Source organism: Aeromonas tecta (assembly GCF_000820185.1).
GTDB classification, from domain to species: Bacteria; Pseudomonadota; Gammaproteobacteria; order Enterobacterales; family Aeromonadaceae; genus Aeromonas; species Aeromonas tecta.
The window spans coordinates 204,252-228,364 of the sequence record NZ_CDCA01000022.1; the positions used below are offsets into that span (position 1 = coordinate 204,252).

At 60.0% G+C, this 24,113-nt stretch carries 22 protein-coding genes; 13 read left to right on the top strand and 9 right to left on the bottom strand.

The window, feature by feature from the left end; translation table 11 throughout:
• Nucleotides 1-795 carry a heme ABC transporter ATP-binding protein gene (locus BN1137_RS08015; RefSeq protein ID WP_050718095.1) on the top strand — a complete coding sequence of 265 codons (795 nt, stop codon included), beginning with the start codon at nt 1-3 and terminating at the stop codon, nt 793-795.
• A 149-nt stretch (nt 796-944) separates the two neighbouring features.
• On the opposite strand, the gene BN1137_RS08020 is transcribed toward BN1137_RS08015, so the two are convergent.
• Entirely contained in the window at nt 945-1,553 is a 609-nt protein-coding gene (locus BN1137_RS08020) for a YitT family protein (RefSeq protein ID WP_050718096.1), read from the bottom strand.
• 299 nt (nt 1,554-1,852) lie between these two features.
• Here BN1137_RS08020 and BN1137_RS08025 point away from each other — a divergent pair, with 299 nt between their 5' ends.
• Both BN1137_RS08025 and BN1137_RS08030 read left to right on the top strand, forming a co-directional pair.
• Nucleotides 1,853-3,196, top strand: a complete 1,344-nt coding sequence (locus BN1137_RS08025; protein WP_050718097.1) for a UDP-glucose dehydrogenase family protein — start codon at nt 1,853-1,855, stop codon at nt 3,194-3,196.
• Nucleotides 3,193-4,191, top strand: a complete 999-nt coding sequence (locus tag BN1137_RS08030; RefSeq protein ID WP_050718098.1) for an NAD-dependent epimerase — start codon at nt 3,193-3,195, stop codon at nt 4,189-4,191. Before BN1137_RS08025 ends, BN1137_RS08030 begins: the two co-directional genes overlap by 4 nt.
• A 68-nt stretch (nt 4,192-4,259) precedes the next feature.
• Here BN1137_RS08030 and BN1137_RS08035 read toward each other — a convergent pair whose 3' ends face one another.
• The 3 genes from BN1137_RS08035 to BN1137_RS08045 form a co-directional block, all read right to left on the bottom strand.
• Complete coding sequence (locus tag BN1137_RS08035; protein ID WP_050718099.1) at nt 4,260-5,948, bottom strand: ArnT family glycosyltransferase; 1,689 nt, start codon at nt 5,946-5,948, stop codon at nt 4,260-4,262.
• A gap of 78 nt (nt 5,949-6,026) precedes the next feature.
• Nucleotides 6,027-6,386, bottom strand: coding sequence for a lipid-A-disaccharide synthase N-terminal domain-containing protein (locus tag BN1137_RS08040; RefSeq protein ID WP_157433675.1), 360 nt, complete (start codon nt 6,384-6,386; stop codon nt 6,027-6,029).
• Entirely contained in the window at nt 6,383-7,123 is a 741-nt protein-coding gene (locus BN1137_RS08045; RefSeq protein ID WP_050718100.1) for a glycosyltransferase, read from the bottom strand. The genes BN1137_RS08040 and BN1137_RS08045 overlap by 4 nt, the downstream gene beginning before the upstream one ends.
• Nucleotides 7,124-7,476: 353 nt before the next feature.
• Here BN1137_RS08045 and BN1137_RS08050 point away from each other — a divergent pair, with 353 nt between their 5' ends.
• From BN1137_RS08050 to BN1137_RS08065, 4 genes are all read left to right on the top strand, one after another.
• Nucleotides 7,477-8,337 carry a lytic transglycosylase domain-containing protein gene (locus BN1137_RS08050; protein WP_050718101.1) on the top strand — a complete coding sequence of 287 codons (861 nt, stop codon included), beginning with the start codon at nt 7,477-7,479 and terminating at the stop codon, nt 8,335-8,337.
• 320 nt (nt 8,338-8,657) lie between these two features.
• The gene (ettA, locus tag BN1137_RS08055; protein WP_050718102.1) at nt 8,658-10,325 is read left to right on the top strand and encodes an energy-dependent translational throttle protein EttA; all 1,668 of its coding nucleotides are present in this window, start codon (nt 8,658-8,660) and stop codon (nt 10,323-10,325) included.
• 91 nt (nt 10,326-10,416) lie between these two features.
• Complete coding sequence (locus BN1137_RS08060) at nt 10,417-10,752, top strand: hypothetical protein (protein WP_050718103.1); 336 nt, start codon at nt 10,417-10,419, stop codon at nt 10,750-10,752.
• 258 nt (nt 10,753-11,010) lie between these two features.
• Entirely contained in the window at nt 11,011-12,354 is a 1,344-nt protein-coding gene (locus tag BN1137_RS08065; protein ID WP_050718104.1) for an NCS2 family permease, read from the top strand.
• A 72-nt stretch (nt 12,355-12,426) separates the two neighbouring features.
• Here BN1137_RS08065 and djlA read toward each other — a convergent pair whose 3' ends face one another.
• The 3 genes from djlA to BN1137_RS08080 all read right to left on the bottom strand — a co-directional run bounded on the left by djlA (nt 12,427) and on the right by BN1137_RS08080 (nt 15,007).
• Nucleotides 12,427-13,242 carry a co-chaperone DjlA gene (gene djlA, locus BN1137_RS08070; protein WP_050718105.1) on the bottom strand — a complete coding sequence of 272 codons (816 nt, stop codon included), beginning with the start codon at nt 13,240-13,242 and terminating at the stop codon, nt 12,427-12,429.
• A 77-nt stretch (nt 13,243-13,319) separates the two neighbouring features.
• Entirely contained in the window at nt 13,320-14,000 is a 681-nt protein-coding gene (gene murU, locus BN1137_RS08075; RefSeq protein ID WP_050718106.1) for an N-acetylmuramate alpha-1-phosphate uridylyltransferase MurU, read from the bottom strand.
• The gene (locus tag BN1137_RS08080) at nt 13,997-15,007 is read right to left on the bottom strand and encodes an aminoglycoside phosphotransferase family protein (RefSeq protein ID WP_050718107.1); all 1,011 of its coding nucleotides are present in this window, start codon (nt 15,005-15,007) and stop codon (nt 13,997-13,999) included. Before BN1137_RS08080 ends, murU begins: the two co-directional genes overlap by 4 nt.
• Nucleotides 15,008-15,181: 174 nt before the next feature.
• On the opposite strand from BN1137_RS08080, the gene lptD reads away from it, so the two are divergent.
• The 6 genes from lptD to BN1137_RS08110 are packed head-to-tail and all read left to right on the top strand — an operon-like array spanning nt 15,182 to nt 21,986.
• A complete protein-coding gene (gene lptD, locus BN1137_RS08085; RefSeq protein WP_050718108.1) occupies nt 15,182-17,641 on the top strand; it encodes an LPS assembly protein LptD in 2,460 nt (819 codons plus the stop codon).
• Between the two features lie 30 nt (nt 17,642-17,671).
• Nucleotides 17,672-18,964, top strand: a complete 1,293-nt coding sequence (gene surA / locus BN1137_RS08090) for a peptidylprolyl isomerase SurA (protein ID WP_050718109.1) — start codon at nt 17,672-17,674, stop codon at nt 18,962-18,964.
• Between the two features lie 14 nt (nt 18,965-18,978).
• Complete coding sequence (gene pdxA / locus BN1137_RS08095) at nt 18,979-19,974, top strand: 4-hydroxythreonine-4-phosphate dehydrogenase PdxA (RefSeq protein WP_050718184.1); 996 nt, start codon at nt 18,979-18,981, stop codon at nt 19,972-19,974.
• Nucleotides 19,964-20,791 carry a 16S rRNA (adenine(1518)-N(6)/adenine(1519)-N(6))-dimethyltransferase RsmA gene (gene rsmA / locus BN1137_RS08100; protein ID WP_050718110.1) on the top strand — a complete coding sequence of 276 codons (828 nt, stop codon included), beginning with the start codon at nt 19,964-19,966 and terminating at the stop codon, nt 20,789-20,791. The genes pdxA and rsmA overlap by 11 nt, the downstream gene beginning before the upstream one ends.
• A gap of 4 nt (nt 20,792-20,795) precedes the next feature.
• On the top strand, nt 20,796-21,158 hold the full coding sequence (gene apaG / locus BN1137_RS08105; protein ID WP_050718111.1) for a Co2+/Mg2+ efflux protein ApaG: 363 nt from the start codon (nt 20,796-20,798) through the stop codon (nt 21,156-21,158).
• Between the two features lie 6 nt (nt 21,159-21,164).
• Nucleotides 21,165-21,986 carry a symmetrical bis(5'-nucleosyl)-tetraphosphatase gene (locus BN1137_RS08110; protein ID WP_050718112.1) on the top strand — a complete coding sequence of 274 codons (822 nt, stop codon included), beginning with the start codon at nt 21,165-21,167 and terminating at the stop codon, nt 21,984-21,986.
• 97 nt (nt 21,987-22,083) lie between these two features.
• Here BN1137_RS08110 and BN1137_RS08115 read toward each other — a convergent pair whose 3' ends face one another.
• Together BN1137_RS08115 and BN1137_RS08120 are read right to left on the bottom strand one after the other, a co-directional pair.
• Nucleotides 22,084-22,569, bottom strand: coding sequence for a 2TM domain-containing protein (locus BN1137_RS08115; protein ID WP_050718113.1), 486 nt, complete (start codon nt 22,567-22,569; stop codon nt 22,084-22,086).
• A 275-nt stretch (nt 22,570-22,844) separates the two neighbouring features.
• Nucleotides 22,845-23,834, bottom strand: a complete 990-nt coding sequence (locus tag BN1137_RS08120) for a luciferase-like monooxygenase (protein WP_050718114.1) — start codon at nt 23,832-23,834, stop codon at nt 22,845-22,847.
• Nucleotides 23,835-24,113: the final 279 nt, after the last annotated feature.

Sequence of the window (24,113 nt, forward strand, 5' to 3'; positions counted from 1 at the left end):
TTGCCCGGACAATCCTCATCTCCCCTGCTTGGCTGCCAGGATGTCAGCCTGACGCGGGGGGGACGTCTCATTCTGGACAAACTCAGCCTCTCCTTGCAGTCAGGCAGCCTGACCGCCCTGCTCGGCCCAAACGGCGCGGGCAAAAGCTCGCTGCTCAAGTGCCTGACCGGCGAGCTGGAATATGACGGCGAGATCAGTCTGTTTGGCCGCGCGCGGCAAAGTTGGGTCAGCACGGATCTGGCACACCGACTCGGCGTGTTGCCCCAGAGTTCATCGCTCAGTTTTCCATTTCTGTGTGAAGAGGTGGTGGCCATGGGGCGACTGCCTCATACCGAACCCGGCAGCCGCCGTGACGAGATAGTGCAAGCCGCCATGACCCACGCCGGGGTTGAACATCTGGTGGGCCGCCTCTATCCCGGCCTGTCGGGTGGCGAGCGGCAGCGGGTGCAGTTTGCCCGGGTGCTGGCCCAGATCTGGCAGGCGCCGGAAGATCCCCAGGCGCCACGTCTGCTGCTGCTGGACGAGCCCACCTCGGCGCTCGATCTCAAATATCAGCACCAGCTGCTCACCATGGCTCGCGCCCTCGCCGGTCGCAATACCGCCGTACTGGTGGTGCTGCACGATCTCAATCTGGCGGCGCGCTATGCCGATCGCTTGGTGATGCTGGAACAAGGCAGGGTGATGGCGGATGGAGCGCCGACCGAGGTGCTCACCCCCGAGCTCATCGCTCGTCTCTATGGCTATCCGGCGCAGGTGCTGCATCACCCGGATACCGGCCTGCCCATGGTGGTATGACGGCGAACTCGCCACTACACGCAGATAGCAACAGAGCGCCCTTGGGCGCTCTGTTTGTTTCCACTGGCGGGGTCGCCGCGGCTATCTGGTTGAAACCCGATTCGCCATTGCCCATCACCGGCCAATGGCAGCGCTCTGGCAGGCAAGGCTCAGGCTATCTGGTAGCGGCCCGGCTTGTGATTGAGTGTCAACACCAGGTTACAGATGATGGCCGCAATCACCGAGAGCGCCAGCAACCAGGGGGAAACCACAAAACAAGAGGCGATGACGATGGTGCAATCCAGCCCCATTTGCAGCTTTCCTGCCCGAATGCCGAACTTGTCCTGAATAAATAGCGCCAGAATGTTAAAGCCACCCAGGCTCGACTTGTGACGAAACATGATGAGCAGCCCCATGCCGATCAGGGTGCCGCCGATGAGGGCAGCGTAGACCGGCTCTATCTTGCCAATCTGCAGCACGGCATTGAGGTGATCCGTCATGAAGGAGACCGCCGCGACCGAGGCGAAGGTGTTGAGGGTGAAGCGCGGCCCCATCCTGAGCCAGGCCAAGGCATAGAACGGCAGATTCATGCCAAAAAACAGCAGGCCGAAGCTCAGCCCAGTTACTTGTTGCAGCAGCAATGCCAAGCCAGCGGTACCGCCGGTGAGCAGACCGACTTGATGAAACAGGAAGATACCGAGTGAAACGAAGCCTGCCGCGGTCAGCAGGGCGAGCACATCCTCATAGAGCGGATGTGCCAAGCGGGGGGTGTTGTCCATAACCTATGTCCATAGCGAAGTGAATTGAGTGTTTTCATGCCCTTGCGAGTGGGTGCGAGCCCCGTGATCGGGGCTTCGTTATGGCGACAGTGTCCGATTATAGTGAGCCGGATCACAACAACCGGCCAAACGCACCAATATGGGGCTCGTCAGATCTGCGTTACAGCCATTGCACCAAAATATCCCATTCGCGCCAGCCTGATCCCATTCTGAACGAGTCGCAGGATCCCGCTGCTCAAACGCGCGAATCGTTCTAGAATAGGTGCCTTGCAATTGTCAGCACCAAGGAACGAAAGCAGATGAGAGTCGCCGTATTCGGAATAGGTTATGTGGGATTGGTCCAGGCCGCCGTGCTGGCCGAAATGGGCCACAGAGTGACCTGTGTGGACGTGGATTCAGCCAAGGTCGAGCGCCTGAAAGAGGGCATCATCCCCATCTTCGAACCGGGTCTGGCTCCCATGGTGCAAGCCAACTATCAGGCCGGTCGCCTGCACTTCACCACGGACGTGGCCGAGGGGGTGAGTTTTGCCGAGCTTATCTTCATCGCGGTCGGCACGCCGCCAGATGAAGATGGCTCGGCCGATCTCAAGCACGTACTGGCGGTGGCCGGCACCATAGGCCGCCTGATGCAGGGCAGCAAGGTGGTGATCAACAAGAGCACGGTACCGGTCGGCACGGCCACCAAGGTACGCCAGCACATCGCGGCCATCCTGGATGCGCGCGGAGTCGACTTCCCGCTCGAGGTGGTCTCCAATCCGGAGTTTCTCAAGGAAGGGGCGGCGGTGGCCGACTGCCTGCGGCCGGATCGGATCATCATCGGTACCGACTCGGCCCATGCCATGTCGCTGCTGGAAGAACTCTATGCCCCCTTCAATCGCAATCATGACCGCATCATCCACATGGATGTACATAGCGCCGAACTGACCAAATATGCCGCCAACGCCATGCTGGCCACCAAGATCTCCTTCATGAACGAGATGGCCAATCTGGCCGAGAAGCTGGGGGCCGACATCGAGGCGGTGCGCAAGGGCATAGGCGCCGATCCGCGCATCGGCTATCACTTCATCTACCCCGGCTGCGGTTATGGCGGCTCCTGCTTCCCGAAAGACGTCAAGGCGCTGATCCACACCGCCAGCGAGATTGGCTGCGAGGCGCCGCTGCTGCGTTCGGTAGAGCGCGTCAACGACCGACAAAAACACAAGCTGGTCGAGCGTGTACAGCAGCACTTCGGCACCGACCTGACGGGGCGCACCTTCGCGCTCTGGGGACTCGCCTTCAAACCCAACACCGATGACATGCGAGAGGCCCCGAGCCGGGTGCTGATGGAGGCTATCTGGGCCGCCGGTGGCAAGGTGCAGGCGTTCGATCCGCAAGCCATGACCGAGGCCCAGCACCTCTATGGTCTGCGCGACGATCTGAGCCTGTGTGGCACCCCGGAGGCGGCCCTCAAGGGAGCCGACGCCCTACTCATCTGCACCGAGTGGCAGCAGTTCCGCGCTCCCGATTTCGAGCTGATCCAGCAAACGCTGAAACAGGCGGTCATCTTCGACGGACGCAATCTCTATGATCCGGCCCGCCTGCGCCAACGTGGCTTCACCTATTACGCCATCGGCCGTGGCAACAGCCTGGAGCATGCCAAATGAAGTATCTGGTCACGGGTGTCGCCGGTTTTATCGGTTTTCATGTGGCGCGCAGGCTCTGCAATGATGGCCATCAGGTGGTTGGCATCGACAACCTCAACGACTACTACGAGGTCAACCTGAAGGAGGCGCGGCTGGCGCAGTTGCTGCCACTGCCCGGCTTTCGCTTCGAGCGACTCGATCTCGCCGATCGGGTTGCCATCCCTGCGCTGTTTTCCCGCGAGCAGTTCGATCGGGTGATCCACCTCGGTGCCCAGGCCGGGGTGCGTTACTCGCTCGACAACCCGTTTGCCTACGCCGACAGCAATCTCAACGGTACCCTCACCGTGCTTGAGGGTTGCCGCCACCACGGGGTGCAGCATCTGGTTTATGCCTCGTCGAGCTCGGTCTATGGCCTCAACGAGCAGATGCCGTTCAAGACCTCGGACGGGGTGGATCACCCTGTCTCCCTCTACGCGGCGAGCAAGAAGGCCAACGAGCTGATGGCTCACTCTTACTCCCACCTCTATGGGCTGCCCACCACGGGGCTGCGTTTCTTCACCGTCTACGGCCCCTGGGGGCGACCCGACATGGCGCTGTTCAAGTTTGTGCGCGCCATCCTGAGCGGTGCGCCCATCGACATCTACAACCAGGGCCAGCTTAGCCGGGACTTCACTCATATCGATGACATCGTCGAAGGGGTGATCCGGGTTGCGGACCGGCCTCCACAGGGCGATCCTCACTGGCAAGGCGCAGCCGATGCCAGCCCGGCGCCTTACCGACTCTTCAACATCGGCAATGGCAGTCCGGTACGGCTCATCGACTTCGTGGAGGCCATCGAAGCGGCGCTCGGCAAACCCGCCATTCGCAACCTGTTGCCGATGCAGCCCGGTGACGTGCTCGCGACCTGGGCCGATACCGAGGCGCTGTTCGAGGCCACCGGCTATCGCCCTAGGGTCGGGCTGGAGGAAGGGGTGGCCAGCTTCGTCGACTGGTACAAAGCGTACTATCGCGTCTGACCGCGGCGAGTCGCCGCCTGACCATGAAAAAGGGCTGCCAGTGGCAGCCCTTTTGTGTTGTTCAGACCTCAATGGCCGGGTGTGTAGCTGAAGGGTTCAATCTTGGGAGTCAACCCCTGGCATTCCGGCTTGAGAGCGTCCGGCCCGGCCAGCAACCAGTCGGTGCGATGACGGTTGCCGAGATTGCTCATCTTCTCCTGATCGAAGCACACCACCATGAGATCGGCCGCGCCGAGCACCCAGCGCTTGGGCGCTGCCACCACCCAGGCAGCCGCCTCACGGGCCTGCTCTCCATCGGGCATCTGGTAGGAATAGTGCCGCAGCGGCTGTTGAGTGAACAACAAATGCTGCTCCTTGAAACCGGTGAGCAGCAGTTCGTCACCTGCCGGCACGCGTTCGGCCGCGAGCGTCATCACGCCCTGTGGGGTGCGCATATCGTTAAGCTTCACACAGATCCAGCTGGAGTAGATGAGCCAACCCACAGCAAGAGAGCAGAGGATGGCGCTGAGCGGTGCCCGCCGCAGCAAGACATTGATCAACAGCAGCGCCACGCCCATCGCCAGCAGGGGTAACCAGGGCGCCGGACCTATGTCACCGACCTTGCTCGCCAGCTTGGCACTGAACGCCAACGCCACGGCGCCCCCCACACAGAGGATCCCCAGCAGCCAGCCGAGTCCACTCAGCAGGCGGCCCGGCCAGACTCGCGTCAACAGCGCACCGATGAAGGGAGCCGTCAACAAGGCCAGTGCCGGCGTACCCGGCGTGACGTAGACGCCGCGCTTGCCAGGCGACACAGAGAAGAACACCACCACCAGCAGCAGATAACCGAGCAGCAGGATGACCCGCTTGTCCTGCCCCTGAACCGCCTTGCGCCACTCCACCACCAGCCAGGGCAGCAACAGGGACAATGGCAGCCAGAATGGCGGTATCACCGAGGTGAGGTAGTACCAGAAGGGTTTGACGTGATGCCAGGAGTTGGCATAACGGGTCACCGTCTGGCGCAGCAGTATGTTGTCCCGGTAGGCCTGCAAGATGGGGTCGCCACTCTGGGCCACCGCGATCAGCATGGGCACCAGCCACAGGCCGATGGCCAGCAGCATAAACAGCGGCCCCGCCAGCCCCTTGAGCCAGTCGGCCCGGGAAGCGGCGCGGATCTTATCTCTGTGAGTCCAGATAGCCGGGATCAGGATCAACAGCGCCAACAACCCGACTCCCTTGGTGATGATACCCAGCCCGGCGGCAAACCAGCCGAGCCAGTACCAGCGCCAACCACCATCACAGAGCAGGAAGCGGACGAAACCATAAACCCCGAGGGTGATGAAGAAGGTGACCAGCGCATCGATCTGGGCCGTCTTGGCCTGCAGGGTGAACTGGACGGTAAACAGCAGCAGCAAGCCTGCCATGAAGCCGACGGCCGGGTTCCACAACCGGCGCCCCAGATCCCAGGTCAGCACTATGGTCAACAGACCCGCCAGCAGGGAAGGCAGCAAGAAGGCCACCTTGATGGAACCAGTCAGCAAATAACCGATGGCGATGCCCCACATAAACATCGGAGGCTTGTCCGGATAGATCTCGCCACCGCGCATGGGGAACAGCCATTGGCCGCTCTCGACCATCTCCTTGGCGATCAGGGCGAAACGTGGCTCATCAGCAGGCCAGGGGTCTCGCAGACCAAGACCGGCGCCGAGCACCACCAGTGCAATGAGCAACAACCAGCCAAGCGAAGTCTGATTGAGCAAGGCGCGATCATTCACCATGGTAGACCTCGCAAGCAGGGCACTGACAGCTCGCCAGGAGCCGGATATTCAGCGCGCAGGGTGAGCCGGGTATCAACACTATCCATTGTGTACATCCTTAGCGGAGGCCTTATCGCGATGCCAACCTCGATGCTGGATATCCAGATAGAGGCTGTAGAGTGCGGTGAAGGTAGGGAAAAGATTCTGCAGCACGCCAACAGAATCCTGTTTGGGCGAGAAGATGAAATAGCTCAGCGTCATCAGGCTGCCGAGCACGCTCATATACCAGAACATGCGCGGAATGACCGGCTTGCCAGCCCGCTTGGAGGCGACAAACTGTACCAGCCAGCGGCCGCCAAACATCAGCGCACCGGCATAGCCGATGATCTTCCAGCCCGTCACGTGCAGGCCCGTCCACTCCAGCCAGAGCAGTGGCTCCGAGAGCAGAGTATCGATCACTCCAGTATCTCCCTTACCTCAACCACCTTGGAGCGACGTTGCAGCCACCAGACACCGACCACGTCCACCAGCCCGACCCAGAGCCGGTTCCAGACGCCGTACTTGGAGACACCCGCCTGCCTGGGTCTGTGATTGACCGGCCAGGGTGACATGCGGCCACCCTGGGCCTGGATCAGCGCCGGAATGTAGCGGTGCATGTGGTTGAAACCGGGCAGGCGCAGATACCAGTCGCGCCGCACCACCTTAAGGCCGCAGCCGGTATCCGGGATACCATCGCGCAGCAACAGATCGCGAAAACCGTTGGCGAGTTTGGAGGAGAGGCGTTTGACCCAATCATCACGGCGATTCACCCTGTGACCGATGAGCCCGACCTGATTCTTGTCTGCGGCGAAGCGGCGCTTGGCTTCCTCCAGCATGGCGGGAATGTCGGCCGGATCGTTCTGACCGTCACCATCGAGTACCACCAGCCAGTCACCACGACCGTGCCGCACACCACTGAGTACCGCCATGCTCTGACCCACGGCTTTGGCATGGCGAACCACTCTCAGCCTGGTGAAACGGGTCTTCAATTCGCACAGCAAGGCGTAGCTGTCGTCCTCACTACCATCATCCACGTAGATCAGTTCGTAGTCGTATTTACCGGCCAATGCGGCATCAATTTCACCGATGAGAGACGCCAGATTATCCCGCTCATCTTTGGCGGGAACGACTACTGATACATCGACTGCATAAACCATATGAGCTTCCCGACTATGACCAAGGGTGCAACCATGTCTGCTGCTTGCGCCATCAGATATGCGCAGACCGTTTTCATAACTTCATGCAAATACAAGGTGTTAAGCACAATCGATAAAGTTTACCACCCTGTAAATGATATGTTTATCATTTTTGGTGAGACGAAAAATCTCGTCTGATAGCCTCATTTCCATTGTTGCTGATGCAGGCTGAAAGGAAGCTTTTCCCTCTGCCAAAAGTTCCATACCATTTTCATCTCTGATAACCGCGCACATAACCACATGTTCCATCGGCTGGCTGGCAGCGCCCCCATATCGAGCCTATATCTTCCGGATACGAAAACGAGGTATCCATCATGCAGAGACTCTGCACTTGGGGCTGGGGGCTCTTGCTCCTGCTGGCCACCACATCGACCCACGCCGATTCCTTTCGCCAAGCCCCCAAGGCGATGAATGCCTTGCGCCAGGGCGCCGCCATCGAGCGCAGCAATCCGAGGCAGGCTATCGCCTACTACTGCAACGCGGCCAGCCTCGGCAACCCGGAAGCCTATTTCCGCATCGGTCGCCTGCTGGCCCGTGGACCACAGGGGATCCGCAGCGCTCGCTACGCCAATACCTATCTCGCCATGGCCATGCGCCTTGGCAACCAGCAAGCCGCCCGCTATTACAACGAGCGGGTGGGCAATGCGCCTCTTGGCACCTGCGGCGTCGGCGGCGGCTCTGGCGGTGGAGCCCCCTGGATACGCCCCTCAACCCCCTTCGATCAGGATAGTTACCTGGCTCGCCAGTCCATGACCAAGCAGAAGCTGGCCGGCATGATCCGCCTGGCGGCTCAGCGTCATAAGGTCAACCCCCAACTGGCGCTGGCCATCGCCATCGCCGAATCGAACCTGAACAGCTTCGCCGTCTCACCCAAACAGGCCCAAGGGGTCATGCAACTCATCCCCGAAACCCAGCAGCGTTTCGGCGTGACCCGCCCGTTCGATGCGGAGCAAAACATAAGGGGCGCCATGATCTATTTGAAATGGCTGGAAAAACAATTTGGCCCCGACTGGATAAGGATCAGTGCCGCCTACAACGCCGGTGAACAGGCCGTGGTTCGTTATGGCGGCGTGCCTCCCTATCAGGAGACCCAGGAATATGTGCAGCGGGTGCTCTATTACTCGGGACACCAACAACCCAAGGAAACTAAACGCCACGCTGATGGCAGACGCTAACATCGACACCAGTGGCAAGTCCGGATACGGCTCAAGTTCAGAGCGAATCCTATCGAGACAGGCTTAAGGAAAAATTAAGCCTGCGGAGCGCGCACCTTGGCTGGCAATTTACCAAACAGCACTCTGGCTTCTATGTCCTTTGCTGGCCCACTTCCGGCTCGGAATGACCAACCGGTGCGCCGCTTTGCCGCCCCCTTCCCATTGGTTTACAATCGACAGGTTTTTTGGAACCGGGTTGGTCTGTGCCGACCAGGCCCCACCACGACATCAGTCTGTTAATGCCAAGACATTAAACTGCTGAAAAGGAAGAGAATTAGCCAATGGCTCAATTTATTTACACCATGAACAGGGTCGGCAAGGTCGTGCCGCCAAAGCGTCATATTCTCAAGAACATCTCCCTCTCCTTCTTCCCGGGCGCCAAGATCGGTGTGCTGGGTCTGAACGGGGCCGGTAAATCCACCCTGCTGCGCATCATGGCGGGGATCGACACAGAGATCGAAGGGGAAGCCCGCCCGCAGCCGGGCATCAAGATAGGCTACCTGCCCCAGGAGCCAAAACTGGATCCGGAGCAGACGGTACGCGAAGCGGTCGAAGAGGCCGTTGGTGACGTGAAACGTGCCATGGCGCGGCTGGATGAGGTCTATGCGGCCTATGCCGAGCCGGATGCCGATTTCGACAAGCTGGCCCGCGAACAGGGCGAGCTGGAGGCCATCATCTCCGCTCAGGGTGGTCACAACATGGAAAACCAGCTGGAGCGTGCGGCCGATGCCTTGCGCCTGCCTGCCTGGGATGCCCAGATCAAGCACCTCTCCGGGGGTGAGCGCCGCCGCGTGGCACTGTGCCGCCTGTTGCTGGAAAAGCCGGACATGCTGCTGCTGGACGAGCCGACCAACCACCTGGATGCGGAATCCGTGGCCTGGCTTGAGCGCTTCCTGCACGACTACGAGGGCACCGTCGTGGCCATCACCCACGATCGCTACTTCCTCGACAACGTGGCGGGCTGGATCCTGGAGCTGGACCGTGGTGAAGGTATCCCTTGGGAGGGCAACTACTCCTCCTGGCTGGAGCAAAAAGATGCTCGTCTGGCGCAGGAGGCCAGCTCCGAGGCCGCTCGTCGCAAGTCCATCGAGAAGGAACTGGAGTGGGTTCGTCAGAACCCGAAAGGCCGCCAGGCCAAGTCCAAGGCCCGTATGGCGCGCTTCGAAGAGCTCAATACCAACGACTACCAGAAGCGCAACGAGACCAACGAGCTGTTCATTCCGCCCGGACCCCGCCTCGGCGACAAGGTGCTGGAAGTGGCCAACCTGCGTAAATCCTACGGTGATCGGGTGCTGATCGACGATCTCTCCTTCTCCGTTCCGAAGGGCGCCATCGTTGGCATTATCGGTCCGAACGGGGCCGGTAAATCGACCCTGTTCCGCATGATGTCAGGCCAGGAGCAGCCGGATTCCGGCAGCATCACCCTGGGCGACACAGTGGTGCTGGCCTCGGTGGATCAGTTCCGTGACAGCATGGACGACAAGAAGACGGTGTTCCAGGAAGTGGCTGATGGTCAGGATATTTTGCGTATCGGCAACCATGAGTTCCCGAGCCGCGCCTATATCGGCCGCTTCAACTTCAAGGGTGCCGACCAGCAGAAACGGGTTGGCGAGCTGTCCGGGGGGGAGCGTGGCCGTCTGCATCTGGCCAAGCTGCTGCAAACCGGCGGCAACGTGTTGCTGCTCGATGAACCAACCAACGATCTGGACATCGAAACCCTGCGCGCCCTCGAGAACGCCCTGTTGGAATTCCCGGGTTGCGCCATGGTCATTTCCCACGATCGCTGGTTCCTCGACCGCATCGCCACTCACATTCTGGATTACCAGGACGAGGGCAACATCGCCTTCTTCGAGGGTAACTTCAGCGAATACGAAGAGTGGAAGAAGAAGACCTATGGCGCCGACTCGGTGCAACCGCATCGCGCCAAGTACAAACGCATCACCAAATAGGTGAATCAGGTATGTGACAAGGGGAGCCGGGCTCCCCTTTTTGCTGCCTTTTGCTTACAATCTCCCCGCCTCCCCCTACCGATGCCAACCGATGACCCAGACCACAGGCAGTGTGAAGAAACTCACCATCCAGATCCGGATCGAACCCGGCTGCCTCGGGCCCGATGGCAAGTCACACATAGAAACCTTCTGCGCCGCCGCTGGCCGGATCTTCGCCGCCATCGAACCCGAGCGGGTGAGCTGGGTGCTGCTGCCACGCCATGACAAGCAGTTGCCCGAGCAGGAATTCTTCATCGAGGGACGCAAGCTGAACGACGCGCAGGCCAGTTTGCTGCTACAGCGGATGGGGCTGACCCTGACGGCCCTGCAAGAGCGCAGCGACGCCATGCTGGCCCAGTTGGTCGAACGCTACTTCAAGACCCTCTGAACCTCACCAGGAAGCATAATGGTCTCTATCGAGTTCCATTTTTGCCACTCCGATAGCAAACGTTTGAATTTTTACTCTATTCATTGATCCGCTTCGCAGATCCGGGGTTTGTAAACCGCGGCGCCTGTGTAAAAATGTGCGCGCTGTCACGGTATCAGGACGAGTCTGGCGATTAAGTCGCCACCGACAAGGTCAAGCCCCTATGGATGGGCGGGATCGCGCCTGCTGCCTATTTCACGTCACCCATTGGAATCCAAAATGAATCAATCACATCAAGCCACCAGCCAGGCGGCCGGGCAAGGATTGCTCGAGCGTCTGTTTGCCCTGAAAGGTCATGGCACCACGGCCCGCACCGAGGTCATCGCCGGCATCACCACCTTCCTGACCATGGTCTACATCGTCTTCGTCAACCCGCAGATCCTCTCCGCTGCGGGCATGGACACCCAGGCCGTGTTCGTCACCACCTGCCTCATCGCCGGTATCGGCAGCATTCTCATGGGCTTGCTGGCCAACCTGCCCATCGCCCTGGCCCCCGCCATGGGCCTCAATGCCTTCTTCGCCTTCGTGGTCGTCGCCGGCATGGGCTACTCCTGGCAAGTCGGCATGGGCACCATCTTCTGGGGCGCCTTGGGGTTGCTGATCCTCACCCTGCTGCGAGTGCGCTACTGGCTGATTGCCAACATTCCGCTCACCCTGCGAGTCGGCATCACCGCCGGCATCGGCCTGCTCATCGCCCTGCTCGGCCTGCATAACGCCGGTATTGTGGTCGCGAGCCCAGCCACCATGGTGACGGTGGGCAACCTCACTTCCCTGCCCTGCCTGCTGGGGCTGCTCGGCTTCTTCCTGATCTGCATCTTCTCCGCTCGTGGCGTGCACTCCGCCGTGCTGATCGCCATCGTGGTCACCACCACCCTCGGCTGGCTGTTTGGCGATGTGAGTTTCAAGGGCTTCGTCTCCATGCCGCCCAGCATCACCCCTGTGTTTGGTCAACTGGACTTGATGGGGTCGCTGGACATCAGCCTCGCGGGGATCATCTTCTCCTTCATGCTAGTCAACCTATTTGACTCATCCGGCACCCTAATTGGGGTAACCAGCCGTGCCAAGCTGGCGGATGACAAGGGTCGCTTCCCGCGCATGAAACAGGCGCTGATGGTCGACAGCGTGAGTTCCGTCGGTGGCGCCTTTATGGGTACCTCATCGGTCACTGCTTACATCGAGAGCAGCTCGGGGGTCGCCGTGGGTGGCCGTACCGGCCTGACTGCCATCGTCGCTGGCGTCTTGTTCCTGCTGGCCATCTTCTTCTCCCCCATCGCCGCCATGGTGCCCGCCTACGCCGCCGCTGGCGCCCTCATCTACGTGGGTGTGCTGATGTGTTCCGAGCTGACCAAGGTCAAATGGGAAGACCTGACCGAGGCGGTACCGGCCTTCATGACCGCGGTCATGATGCCGTTCAGCTTCTCCATCACCGAGGGGATCGCCGTGGGCTTCATCTCCTATTGCGTGATGAAGGCAGGCACTGGCCGCTGGCGCGAGATCAACCCCTGCGTGCTGGTGGTTGCCCTGCTGTTCGTTATCAAGTTCGTCTGGGTCGACAGCCACTAAGCACGGCTGCCACACACAAAAATGCCCGTCATCGACGGGCATTTTTTATGATTAACGTTCGGTGATCAGAGGCTAGCGGATGCCGCGTGCCTCGCGGATCCACTCCCAGGCCTGCTGGATCTCCTGAGTCTTCTCCTTGGCCATCTCCATCATTTCGGGTGGCAAGCCCTTGGCGGCCAGCTTGTCCGGATGGTGCTTGCTCATCTCCTTGCGATAGGCGCGCTTGATATCCTGATCGCTGTCACTCTCGCTCACCCCCAGCAGCTGATAGGCATCCTTGAGGCGATCCGCCGAGGGAGCCTCCTGCCGGTATTGCTGGCCCTGACCACCGCTCTGTTGCTGGCGATGGAAGAAATTCATCTGCGCCTCGGCCATGGCCAGAATGCGCGCCAGCTCGATGCGGCTGACACCAAGTTCATCGGCGATGGTCTGCAGGATGGCGCGTTCATCCGCTTCAACCCGGCCATCGGCGAAGGCGGCCTGCAGCTGGACCTCCAAGAAGAAGCGCAAGATATCGCGCTGCCCCTGGCTCGCCTGACGGAACTCGGCCAGGGTCTCCCGCAGTGGGAAGCCACTCTCCTTGCCCTGGCGGAACGACTCCTGCGCCCGCACTCGCTGCTCGCCGGAGAGGCGCATCCTGTCCATCAGGTTGGAGGCGACCCGGATCTCCTGCTCGGTGACCTGACCGCTCGCCTTGGCGATGTGGCCCATGACGGCAAAAGTAGCGTGGAAGAAGATATCCTGTTGCTGCTGGGTGGGCGCACGGCGGAAAGACATGCCCATGCCCCGATCGAAACGATGGCCGATCCACAGGCCCAGCAGGGCACCAAAGATGTTGCCGAGCAGAAAACCGAAGAAGGCGCCAAGCACCTTACCCCAAATACGCATGGTTCAAGACCTCGTGAGATGAATGAGTAGATCGCCAACCCGAGTCTGGAGGGGTCGGCAAACAATGCTGTCGAAAATTAATTGTGCTGCCGTGCTGCCCCGACTTGGAGTTCGTCATCCAGCTCCCGTAGCCGCTCGACTGTACCGATATCCCGCCACTCACCGGCCAGCAGGCTGCCGCCGACGCGGCCCTGTGCCATCCACTCTCGCAGCAGGGGCGCCAGCTTGCGCGCGCCGACGGGAAGATCTGCAAAGGCCTCGGGACGATACACACCAACTCCACTGAAAGTCAGCGCCGGTGTGTCCAGCACCCGGCTGGCTTGCAGCGCGAAATCCCCATGAGGATGTTGGGGCGGATTGGGCACCAGCCAGAGGTGGGCCAGATCGTCTCCCAGCCTCTGGTTCACCAGGGTGCGATAGTCCAGATCCAGCCAGGTGTCGCCATTGATCACCAGAAATGGCTCAGGCCCCAGCAGCGGCAGTGCCTGAACTATGCCGCCTGCGGTTTCGAGCGCGGTTTCTTCCGCCGACCACTGAATTTGTACCCCAAACTCGCTGCCGTCACCGAGCGCTTCCACCAGCTTGTGACCGAGCCAGGCGTGGTTGATGACCAGATCCGTCACTCCGGCACGTTGCAACTTCTCGATATGATGCACGATGAGCGGCTTGCCCCCCACCGCCAGCAACGGCTTGGGCAACAGATCGGTGAGCGGGCGCATCCGTTCGCCACGGCCGGCGGCCAGGATCATCGCCTTCATACCGACGCACCCACTCGTGCCAGGGCGGGCAAAACATTCTGCTGCAACCAAGTACCAAAACGAGACAACACAGGGTAATCGTCCCCGTGCAGGCGACACACATCCACCACATAGCCCAGAGTACGGGGAATATCCTTGAGGTAACCTGACTTGCCATCCCGATGATGGAGGCGGGTAAAGATGCCCGCCGCCTTCAGATGACGCTGCATGCCGGTGAGATCGGCGTGACGGCGAAAGCGCGCATAGTCGAGCCCGGCCAGCAAGTTAGCTTCACTCAGGGTCGCGAAGCCGTGGCGCATGCCTTGCTCGATCACCTCGTCAGGCCAGCGTACGTAGCAATCCTTAAGCAAGGACACCAGGTCATAGCTGAGGGGACCAATCACCATGTCCTGGAAATCGATGATGCCCAGCTCGCTGCTGGTGGGGGTCGGCTCGCCGCACACCATCAGGTTGCGGCTGTGAAAATCCCGGTGCATCACGCCCTGAGGTTGCGCCAGGTTGTTGGCGGTGAGGCAGGCGAAGGTGTCGCCCAGCAGTTGCTGCTCGGCCTCGCTCAAGGCTAGTTGCAGGTGATGACCCAGCAGCCACTCGGGGAAGATGGCATCTTCACGGGCCATAAAGGCTTTATCGAAGGGTTCCAGCGCCAGCGCGACCGCGCCGAGCCTCGGCAACAGGGCGATGGCTTTGTCATACCAGGCCAGTACGTTGTGCGAGTCCAAGCAGTTTATCAGCTGGGTATCGCCCAGATCCGTCACCGCCAGCAATCCCAGTTCATAGTCCACCGCCCTGACCTCGGGGGCCAGCAGCCCACCCAGTTTCAGCGCGGCTGCATTGCGGACAAATTCATGATTTTTTTCGGTTTTCGGATTGGCATCCACCCACACCAGAGCGCCACCACGGAAGTAGCGGCGAAAACTGGCGTCACCGGAGATCAGGGCAAGTTGGAGGCTGGCATCACCGGATATCCGGCGCGCCCATTGTAATAACAGGGAATCGCGATCGTGCATGAGTCGGGGACCAAATTGGAAAGCAGCACTTGGCTGTTAGCCCTGGCCGCAATAATGCTTTATCATTGCTGGCTAACATAAAGCAATGACATGCAATGTCAACTCGATGGATCCTGACATAAAATGCATGCCCTGAATCAACCGTTTTTATCACGGATTGCGCGAGCCCTTCACATGACAAAATGGACACTGGGGTCTTCTTATCCCATCGCCCTGACCATCAGCCTTGTTCCTGCCCTGAGTCCGATCGCGGTACAGGCAGCGCCATTCAATGCGCCACCGGCCACCGGGATCCTCGACAGCCTCTGCTATGACTATGTGCCCAAGGTAGAGAAACCGAAGTCGAATGAGGAAGCCAACGCCCAGCCCGTCGAGGTGGATGCGGATCGCCTGGAAGCCAAACAGGGCGGCACCGCCGTCTATGAGGGTGACGTCAAGGTTCGTCAGGGGGTGCGCAAGTTTGACTCCGACTATGCCCAGCTCGACCAGAAGAGCCGGGATGTCATCGCCATCGGCAACATCTATTACAACGATGGCCAGATCACGGTCACCAGTGACAAGACCCTGAAATCCAACCTGGACACCAAGAACTCCGAGCTGGAAGAGGGCAAGTACCAGGTTCATGGCTCACCGGTGCGCGGCTTTGCCGACAAGGTGACCATGACCAACAACAACCAGAACATCACCCTGGAAGGCGCACAGTACACCACCTGCCCACCGGGCCAGGAGGCCTGGACCCTGAAGGCGGGCAGCATCGATATCGATCAGGCCGAGGTATTCGGGGAAGCCTGGAACGCCAGCCTCTGGCTCTATGACTACCCGGTCTTCTATTTCCCCTATATCAACTTCCCCATCAAGGATGAGCGCAAGACCGGCCTGCTCTATCCGGGTTATACCCAAAGCTCCAAGAACGGCATGGACATCACCCAGCCGTTCTACTGGAACATAGCGCCGAACTACGACGCGACCATCACCTCTCGCTTCATGGACAGACGCGGCCTGATGGAGCAAGTCGAGTTCCGCTACATGCCGGATCCGGCCCATGTTGGCAGCCTCTATTTCGAAAACCTGGCAGACGACAAGCAGTACGACGAGACCGACAGCCTCAATGACAACCTGGCCGATGGCCACCGTTATCTGCTCAACGCCCGTCACAATTCCATGTTTATGGACAATGCGTTGCGCATCGCGGTGGACTACACCAAGGTACGGGACCGGGACTACAACTACTTCAACGATTTCTCCCCCAGAGTGGGCACCCAGGTCGACAACCAGTTGCAGCAGTCCCTGATGGCAGGTTATTTCCAGCAAAACTGGAACCTCAATGCCGAGGTGCGGACCTACCAGATCCTGCTGGCCAGCGCCCAGCAGCCCCACGAGTTGATGCCGCGCATCAACCACAACTACTACCATCAAGGCAATTGGTACGATCTGGCCTGGAACACCGAGCTGACCAACTTCGGCTACAACAATGATCAGGCCATCGCCCAGAATCAGGGGGAGGCCTACACCGGGACCCGTTTCTACACAGCTCCCACCCTGACCATCCCGCTCATCGACCAGGCTGGCTACTTCCTCGACAGTCAATACAAGCTGATGTACACCCGCTACGATCAAACGGTGCCGGACAACATGAGCCAAGCATTCCGTGACAAATTTGATCCCACTTCAAAAGGTGTCAATACCGGAACCGGGAAACAAGAAAATGTCACGCTGGAAGAAGGTACCATCACCCGCGTGCTGCCATCGTTCCGCCTCAAGGGGGGCATGACCTTCGAGCGTGATCAGCAGTGGTTCGGAGAGGTGGCCAGTCAGACCCTGGAGCCCGAATTCCAGTATCTCTATGTGCCTTATAAGGACCAGGACAACATCGGGGTCTATGACTCCACCACCATGCGCCAGGACTACTACAGCCTGTTCAGTGACCGCCGTTTTGCTGGCCTGGATCGCATCAGTGACTCCAACCGCATCTCTGTGGGTGTCACCACCCGCATTTATGATCCTGCTGGCGATGAACGAATCCGGCTGGCCGTTGCCCAAGCCTTCGACTTCGTGGCCCCTAGGGTCAAGCTCTACTCCAGCGACGTGGTGAACACCAATAATCGCTCCCCCTTGTCGTTCGAGGGGGATGCCAAGATCAACGAACAGTGGTTCGCCCATGCCGGGGCACAATATGATGTGGAACAACGCCAGATGAGCGCCTCCAACAGCGCCCTTGAATACCGCCGTGAGAAGCTGATAAGCCAGCTGAACCACCGCTTCGTGCGCGACGCCAACTACGACCTAGACAACAAGGGTCAGGTGACCGATCTCAACCAAATCGGCCTGCTGTTGACCACGCCGCTCAACGATCAGTGGCACCTCTATGGCGGCTACTATCAGGAGCTCAACCAGAACGTGAAGTCTGACCGCAAGGTGGGTTTGAAGTACGACTCCTGCTGCTGGAGCATCAACTTCAACCTGGAGTGGGTCAACACGCCGGACAACGTGAACATGACACCGACATCCGAGCGCAGCCTGGGCATTCAATTTGAAATGAAAGGATTGGGTAGCGTGGGTACCGGCTCCAAGGGCACTTCCCTGGATACCGAAGCACTGCCTTACATTCGTCCGTTTAACCTGCGAGACCAATAACCGGTCTGGCAAACGCCTTGAGAGATGGATATGAAGAAGACGTTGATTTCCCTGCTGACGGCAGGCCTGTTTGGTGTCATGAGCCAGGGTGCCATTGCCGCTCCCGAGCTGATGGACAAGGTGCTTGCCGTGGTCAACAAGGACGTGGTACTGGTCAGCCAGCAGGACGCACTGGTACAGAAGGTGAAGGCATCCGCTCAGGAGAGCGGCCAATCCCTGCCCGATGACGCCACCCTGCGCAAACAGGCGCTGGATCGCCTGATCCAGGAGAGCCTGCAGTTGCAACTAGCGGATCGCCAAGGCCTCAAGATCAGTGACACCCAGCTGGAGCAGGCCATCCAGAGCATCGCCTCCGACAACAAGATGACCCTGGAGCAACTGCGTGCCCAGCTGGAGCGCGAAGGCTTGACCTATGCCCAGTACCGGGAAGAAGTCCGCCGCGAGATCCTGATGAACGAAGTGCGCCGCAGCCAGGTTCGCCGCCGCATCAACATCTCCGAGCAGGAGGTGAAGCAGGTGGTCGAGGCACTGAGCAAACAGGGCCAGCAACAGACCGAATACCATGTTGGCCACATCCAGGTTGCCCTGCCGGACAACCCGAACGCCGAACAGCTCAATGCTGCCAAAGCCAAGATTGAACGCATCCTGGCCGCGCTGAAGGGTGGCGCTGATTTCCGTAAGCTGGCCATCGCCGAGAGTAATGGTCCCAAGGCCCTGGAAGGGGGTGACTGGGGCTGGATGAGCCCGCAGGAGATGCCCACGCTGATGGCCGAAGCGGTACAAGGTGCCAGCAAGGGTGACATCATAGGTCCGCTGCGCTCCGGCGCCGGTCTGCACATCGTCAAGGTCTTCGACACCAAGGGCCAGCAGCAAGTCATGGTCTCCGAAGTGCGCGCGCGCCACATCCTGATCAAGCCCTCCATCATACTGAGTGAGGAGAAGGCCAAGGGGACACTGGACGGCATCTTGCACGACATCAAGAGCGGCAAGGCCAGCTTCGCCAGTATGGCGGAAAAATACTCCGAAGATCCGGGCTCGGCTGTACAGGGTGGCGAACTGGGTTGGTCCGATCCCAACGTCTACGTGCCGGAGTTCCGCGACATGGTCAACCGCCTGCAGCCAGGCCAGATCAGCGAGCCGTTCCGCACCAGCCACGGCTGGCACATAGTGCAACTGGAAGAGCGCCGCAGCCAGGATGCCACCGGCAAGGCACAGGAGCAGCGCGCCTATCAACTCATCTTCAACCGCCGCTTCACCGAAGAGTCTCAAGCCTGGCTGGATGAGTTGCGTGATGAGGCCTACATCCAGATCGAACCCAATTGATGGGCGATGAGCAGATGAGCTGTCGTCGTCTTGCCATCACGCCGGGTGAACCGGCGGGCATAGGTCCGGATCTGGTGCTGCAGATAGCTCAGCAGGATTGGCCTCACCAGCTGGTGGTGATTGCCGATCCGGCCTTGCTGCTGGCACGGGCAGCCCTGCTGGGCCTGCCCATCACGCTGCAACCCTACGATGCCAGTGCGCCGGCCCAACCACAGCGGGCGGGCACCCTGAGCCTCTGCCCGATCTCGCTCGGCGCCCAGGTGGTACCGGGTGAGCTCAATGAGGCCAACGGCAGCTATGTGCTGGCCACCCTGCAACGGGCCTGCGATGGCAACCTCAGCGGCGAGTTTGCTGCCGTGGTGACCGGCCCGGTGCACAAGGGGATCATCAATCAGGCTGGCGTCTCCTTCAGTGGGCACACCGAATTTTTCGCCCAGCAATCGGGCATCGCCGATGTGGTGATGTTGCTGGCGACAGAGGGGCTGCGGGTCGCGCTGGCGACGACTCATATCCCGCTCGCCTACGTGGCCAAGGCGATCACCGAAGATCGCCTCGGCAAGGTGATCCGCATCCTGGATGCGGATCTCAAGACCAAATTTGGCATCAATCAACCCCGTATTTACGTCTGTGGCCTCAATCCCCATGCCGGGGAAGGTGGCCACCTCGGTCGGGAAGAGATTGAGGTGATCGAACCCGCCCTGGCCGCACTGCGCCAGGAAGGGATCGATCTGGTCGGCCCTCTGCCGGCCGACACCCTGTTCCAGGACAAATACCTCAAGGATGCGGATGCGGTACTCGCCATGTACCACGACCAGGGACTGCCGGTGCTCAAATACAAGGGCTTTGGCAACTCGGTCAATATCACCCTTGGACTTCCATTCATCCGCACATCGGTGGATCACGGCACCGCGCTGGATCTGGCAGGCAAAGGCCTGGCGGACTCGGGTAGCCTAATCACCGCGATTAACCACGCCATCAAGATGGTAGAGAAAAAAAGATATGAGCAGTAAGGTGCAGAGCAATAAGGTGCACATGGGCCACACGGCCCGTAAGCGTTTCGGTCAGAACTTCTTGCACGACCGCTATGTGATCGACCAGATAGTGGCGGCCATCAACCCGCAGCCGGGTCAGAATCTGGTGGAAATCGGTCCTGGTCTGGCCGCGCTGACCGAGCCGGTCGCATCCCAGATGGACAAGATGACCGTGGTCGAGCTGGATCGGGATCTGGCCGCGCGCCTGCGCGAGCATCCCACTTTGAAAGACAAGCTGACCGTGATCGAAGCCGATGCCATGCGCTTCGACTTCGGCACCCTGATGGGAGAAGGCAAGGGGCCGCTGCGCATCTTCGGTAACCTGCCCTACAATATCTCCACTCCACTCATCTTCCACCTGTGCGAGTTCGCCGATCGGGTGGAGGACATGCACTTCATGCTGCAAAAGGAAGTAGTATTGCGGATGTGCGCCGGCCCGGGCAGCAAGGCCTATGGTCGCCTGAGCGTCATGGTTCAGTACTTCTGCCAGGTGATCCCGGTGCTGGAAGTGGGCCCTGGCGCCTTCAAACCGGCGCCAAAAGTCGATTCTGCCGTGGTACGCCTGATGCCACACAAGAACCCGACCATAGTCGCCAAAGACATGCGCTGCCTGAGCCGCGTCTGTACCGAGGGCTTCGGTCAGCGTCGCAAGACCATTCGCAACAGCTTCTCCAACTTCATCACCGAAGCTCAGCTGACCGAGCTTGGCATCGATGGCAGCCTGCGCCCGGAGAATCTCTCCCTTGAGCAGTTCGTCATGATCGCCAACTGGCTGGCCGATCAGCCAAAGGCCTGATCCCATGACACAGTCCCGGATAGTGATCCGCCCGCACCCACTGTATGTGACCGGCACCCAGGATCCATACCATTTTCTCTATCTTATCGAGATAGAGAATCTGGGGCCGGGCACTGTGCAACTACTGTATCGACGCTGGCTCATCACCGACGCCAATGGCAAGATGCAGGAAGTGGAAGGACCCGGGGTGGTGGGAGAGCAACCCTTCATCGCCCCCGGCGAGACCTTCAGCTACCAGAGTGGCGTGCCCCTCGACACGCCCCTCGGCGTGATGGAGGGCAGCTACACCCTGCAAGATGAGTCGGGACAGCAGTTCGAGGCCCCCATAGCCCCCTTCACGCTGGCCGTTCCCAACATAATTAACTGAGGTTTCATGGCAAACTGTTTTGTCGGTGATGTCCAGGGCTGTTACGACGACCTGCGCCGTCTGCTGGACCTTGCCAAATTCGACTCCGACAAGGATATGCTCTGGCTCTGTGGCGATCTGGTCGCCCGCGGCCCGGATTCCCTCAATACCCTGCGCTTCGTCAAATCCTTGGGCCAACGTGCGGTCACCGTGCTTGGCAACCATGATCTGCACCTGTTGGCGGTAGCTGACGGGGTGGCACCGCTCAAGAAGAAAGACAAGCTGCAGCCCTTGATGGAGGCGCCGGACAGGGACGAGCTGCTGGAGTGGCTGCGCCAGCGCCCCCTGCTGGCGGAACACCCGGATCTGCCCATCATGATGGTGCATGCCGGCCTCTCTCCCGCCTGGGATGCCCGTACCGCTCGTAACTGTGCCCGCGAGGTGGAGAGCCTGCTGCGCGGCGATCAGTACCAGTGGCTGCTGCACAACATGTATGGCGACCAGCCGGACAGCTGGGATGACAATCTGTTGGGGATAGAGCGCTATCGCTACATCATCAACAGCTTCACCCGCATGCGTTTTTGCTACTTCGACGGTCGACTCGACTTCAAATGCAAGAAGGGCCCCACGGAGTCCACTCCCGGCCTGCGTCCCTGGTTTGAACAGCGTGAGCACCATGTGGACGATCCCATACTGGTGTTCGGCCACTGGGCGGCCCTGATGGGGGTTACCGGCAAGGATGACATCAAGGGGCTGGACACAGGCTGCGTGTGGGGCAATAGCCTCACCATGTGGCGTTATGAAGATGATGCCCTGATAGCGACGCCCTGCCCCGCCTACGCCAAATGAGGCATAGTCACGGCCTCGTCTTGAACGGCGGCACGATTCAGCAATGAAACAGGCCCGGCATGCAGCCGGGCCCGTTTTTTATCTGAGCGTCACTCGATCACAACTTGCGACCCAGCCGTTTCTCGACCTGGCGCCGCTCCCACTCGGGGCCGAACAGCTTGAACGGCTGGAACAGGTTGATGGCATGAGACATCAGGCCCAATCCCCAGCCCAGCATGGGCCACCAGGCCCAGATGTAATCCGGGTTGCTCAGGTAGTTGATGACAAACAGACCCGCTATCACCAGAACATAGCTGATGAGATGGCCGTAGAAGCCCTTCAACCCCTCGACGAACTTCATCGCCTCCCGCTCATCTTGGGCGACATGCACGGCACCCTGGCTGTCGAACTCATTGCCTTTCATCTCGCTCTCCTGCAGTTGAGTCACATCGAGCTCAAAGACGGAGGCCAGGGCCTTGAGGGATTCCAGTCCGGGTTGTTGTCCCTGTTCGATACGCTGTATGGTGCGCGCACTCAGACCAGACAGGGTCGCCAACTGCTCCTGGGACCAACCTCGCTGCAATCTCAATTTCCTGACTATCATCATCGGCTCCTCGTGGTTATTGACAGGGCCAGCATAGGGGCGAGTGAGGAAAGGCAACACGACAAAGGCCTGACATCAACCTGACTTCCGTTGTAAATCAATGAATTACCATCATCATATGATGGACTCTTAGCCCAGCTCTGGGACGAATCATGACGGCGAAGCATCCGGATCCGACACCCAAAATTTCCGCTACCCGAACCTGTTTAGCTGCTTCATCGCAGGATCCGGGAGATGAGCGCCACCGCCATGGAACTTCGGCGCTCATATACGACTCAGAGCCCCTGCATCAGCTCGGCGGCGATCTCGAACGAGCGCAGCCTGGCTTCGTGGGAGACGATGGGACCGTTAAACATCAGCTCATCGGCGCCGGTTTCCGCCAGCAATGCCTGCAAGCCGTGACGAACTCTGTCCCTGTCTCCCACCAAGGATCGAGCCAGGGTCTGCTCCATCGCCATCAGTTCTCGCGGTGACCACTCATCCCCCAACGCCTGCACCGGCAGCGGCAACTTGCCCGCATCACCGCGATAGAGCCGCAGGAACTGCTGCTGCAGCGTGGTAAACAGGAAGCGGGCCTCGCGATCGGTGTCGGCTGCTATCACGTTGATACACACCACCGCATAGGGTTTGGGCCAGCGGGCGGAGGGCTGATACTGGCTACGGTAAAGTTCCAATGCCTGCAACAACTGGCCGGGTGCAAAGTGGGAGGCGAAGCCGAATGGCAGTCCCATAGCCGCCGCCAGCTGGGCACTGTAGAGGCTGGATCCCAGCAGCCAGATGGGCACATGCAGCCCCTGACCGGGTACCGCCTGCACGGCGCCCGGCTGGTCGCCGAAGTAGCGCATCAGCTCGCGTACATCGGCCGGGAAGTCGTCCACCTCACCGCTGCGTTGGCGACGCAGTGCCTGCATGGTGCGCTGATCGGTACCGGGTGCTCGCCCCAACCCCAGATCGATTCGATCCGGGTAGAGAGATGCCAGGGTGCCAAATTGTTCGGCAATCACCAGAGGAGAGTGGTTTGGCAGCATGATGCCGCCGGAACCCAGCCGCATCCGTTGGGTCGCGCCCGCCAGATGACCTATCAGCACCGAGGTGGCGGCGCTGGCGATGCCGGGCATGTTGTGGTGCTCTGCCAGCCAGTAGCGGTGATAGCCCCAGCGCTCGGCATGCTGCGCCAGATCCAGCGAGTGGCGGAATGATTCGGCCGGCACGGATCCTTCGGGGACGGGCACCAGATCGAGAACGGAATAGGGGATGGCAGGCATGGGACGCTCCATAGTTTCACAATTCAATAACCAGTGGGCAATGTAGCATGAGATACCTGAACGACACAGGTTCACCACGGCAGATTTTTGCTCCATACGAAGCCCAAATCATCATCACCAATAAGCTGAACTGGCTGCGCTCCTTGCCCCTCCGGCGTTGCTCGAGCAGTGGCTGTTGCTATGCCACCTCCTCCGCACCGTCAAGTGACATAATGCACAGTAGTGCCATTTTTCGCAGGCGCTAGTATCGGATGGCTCGTTGTCTGGCCGTGAGCACGA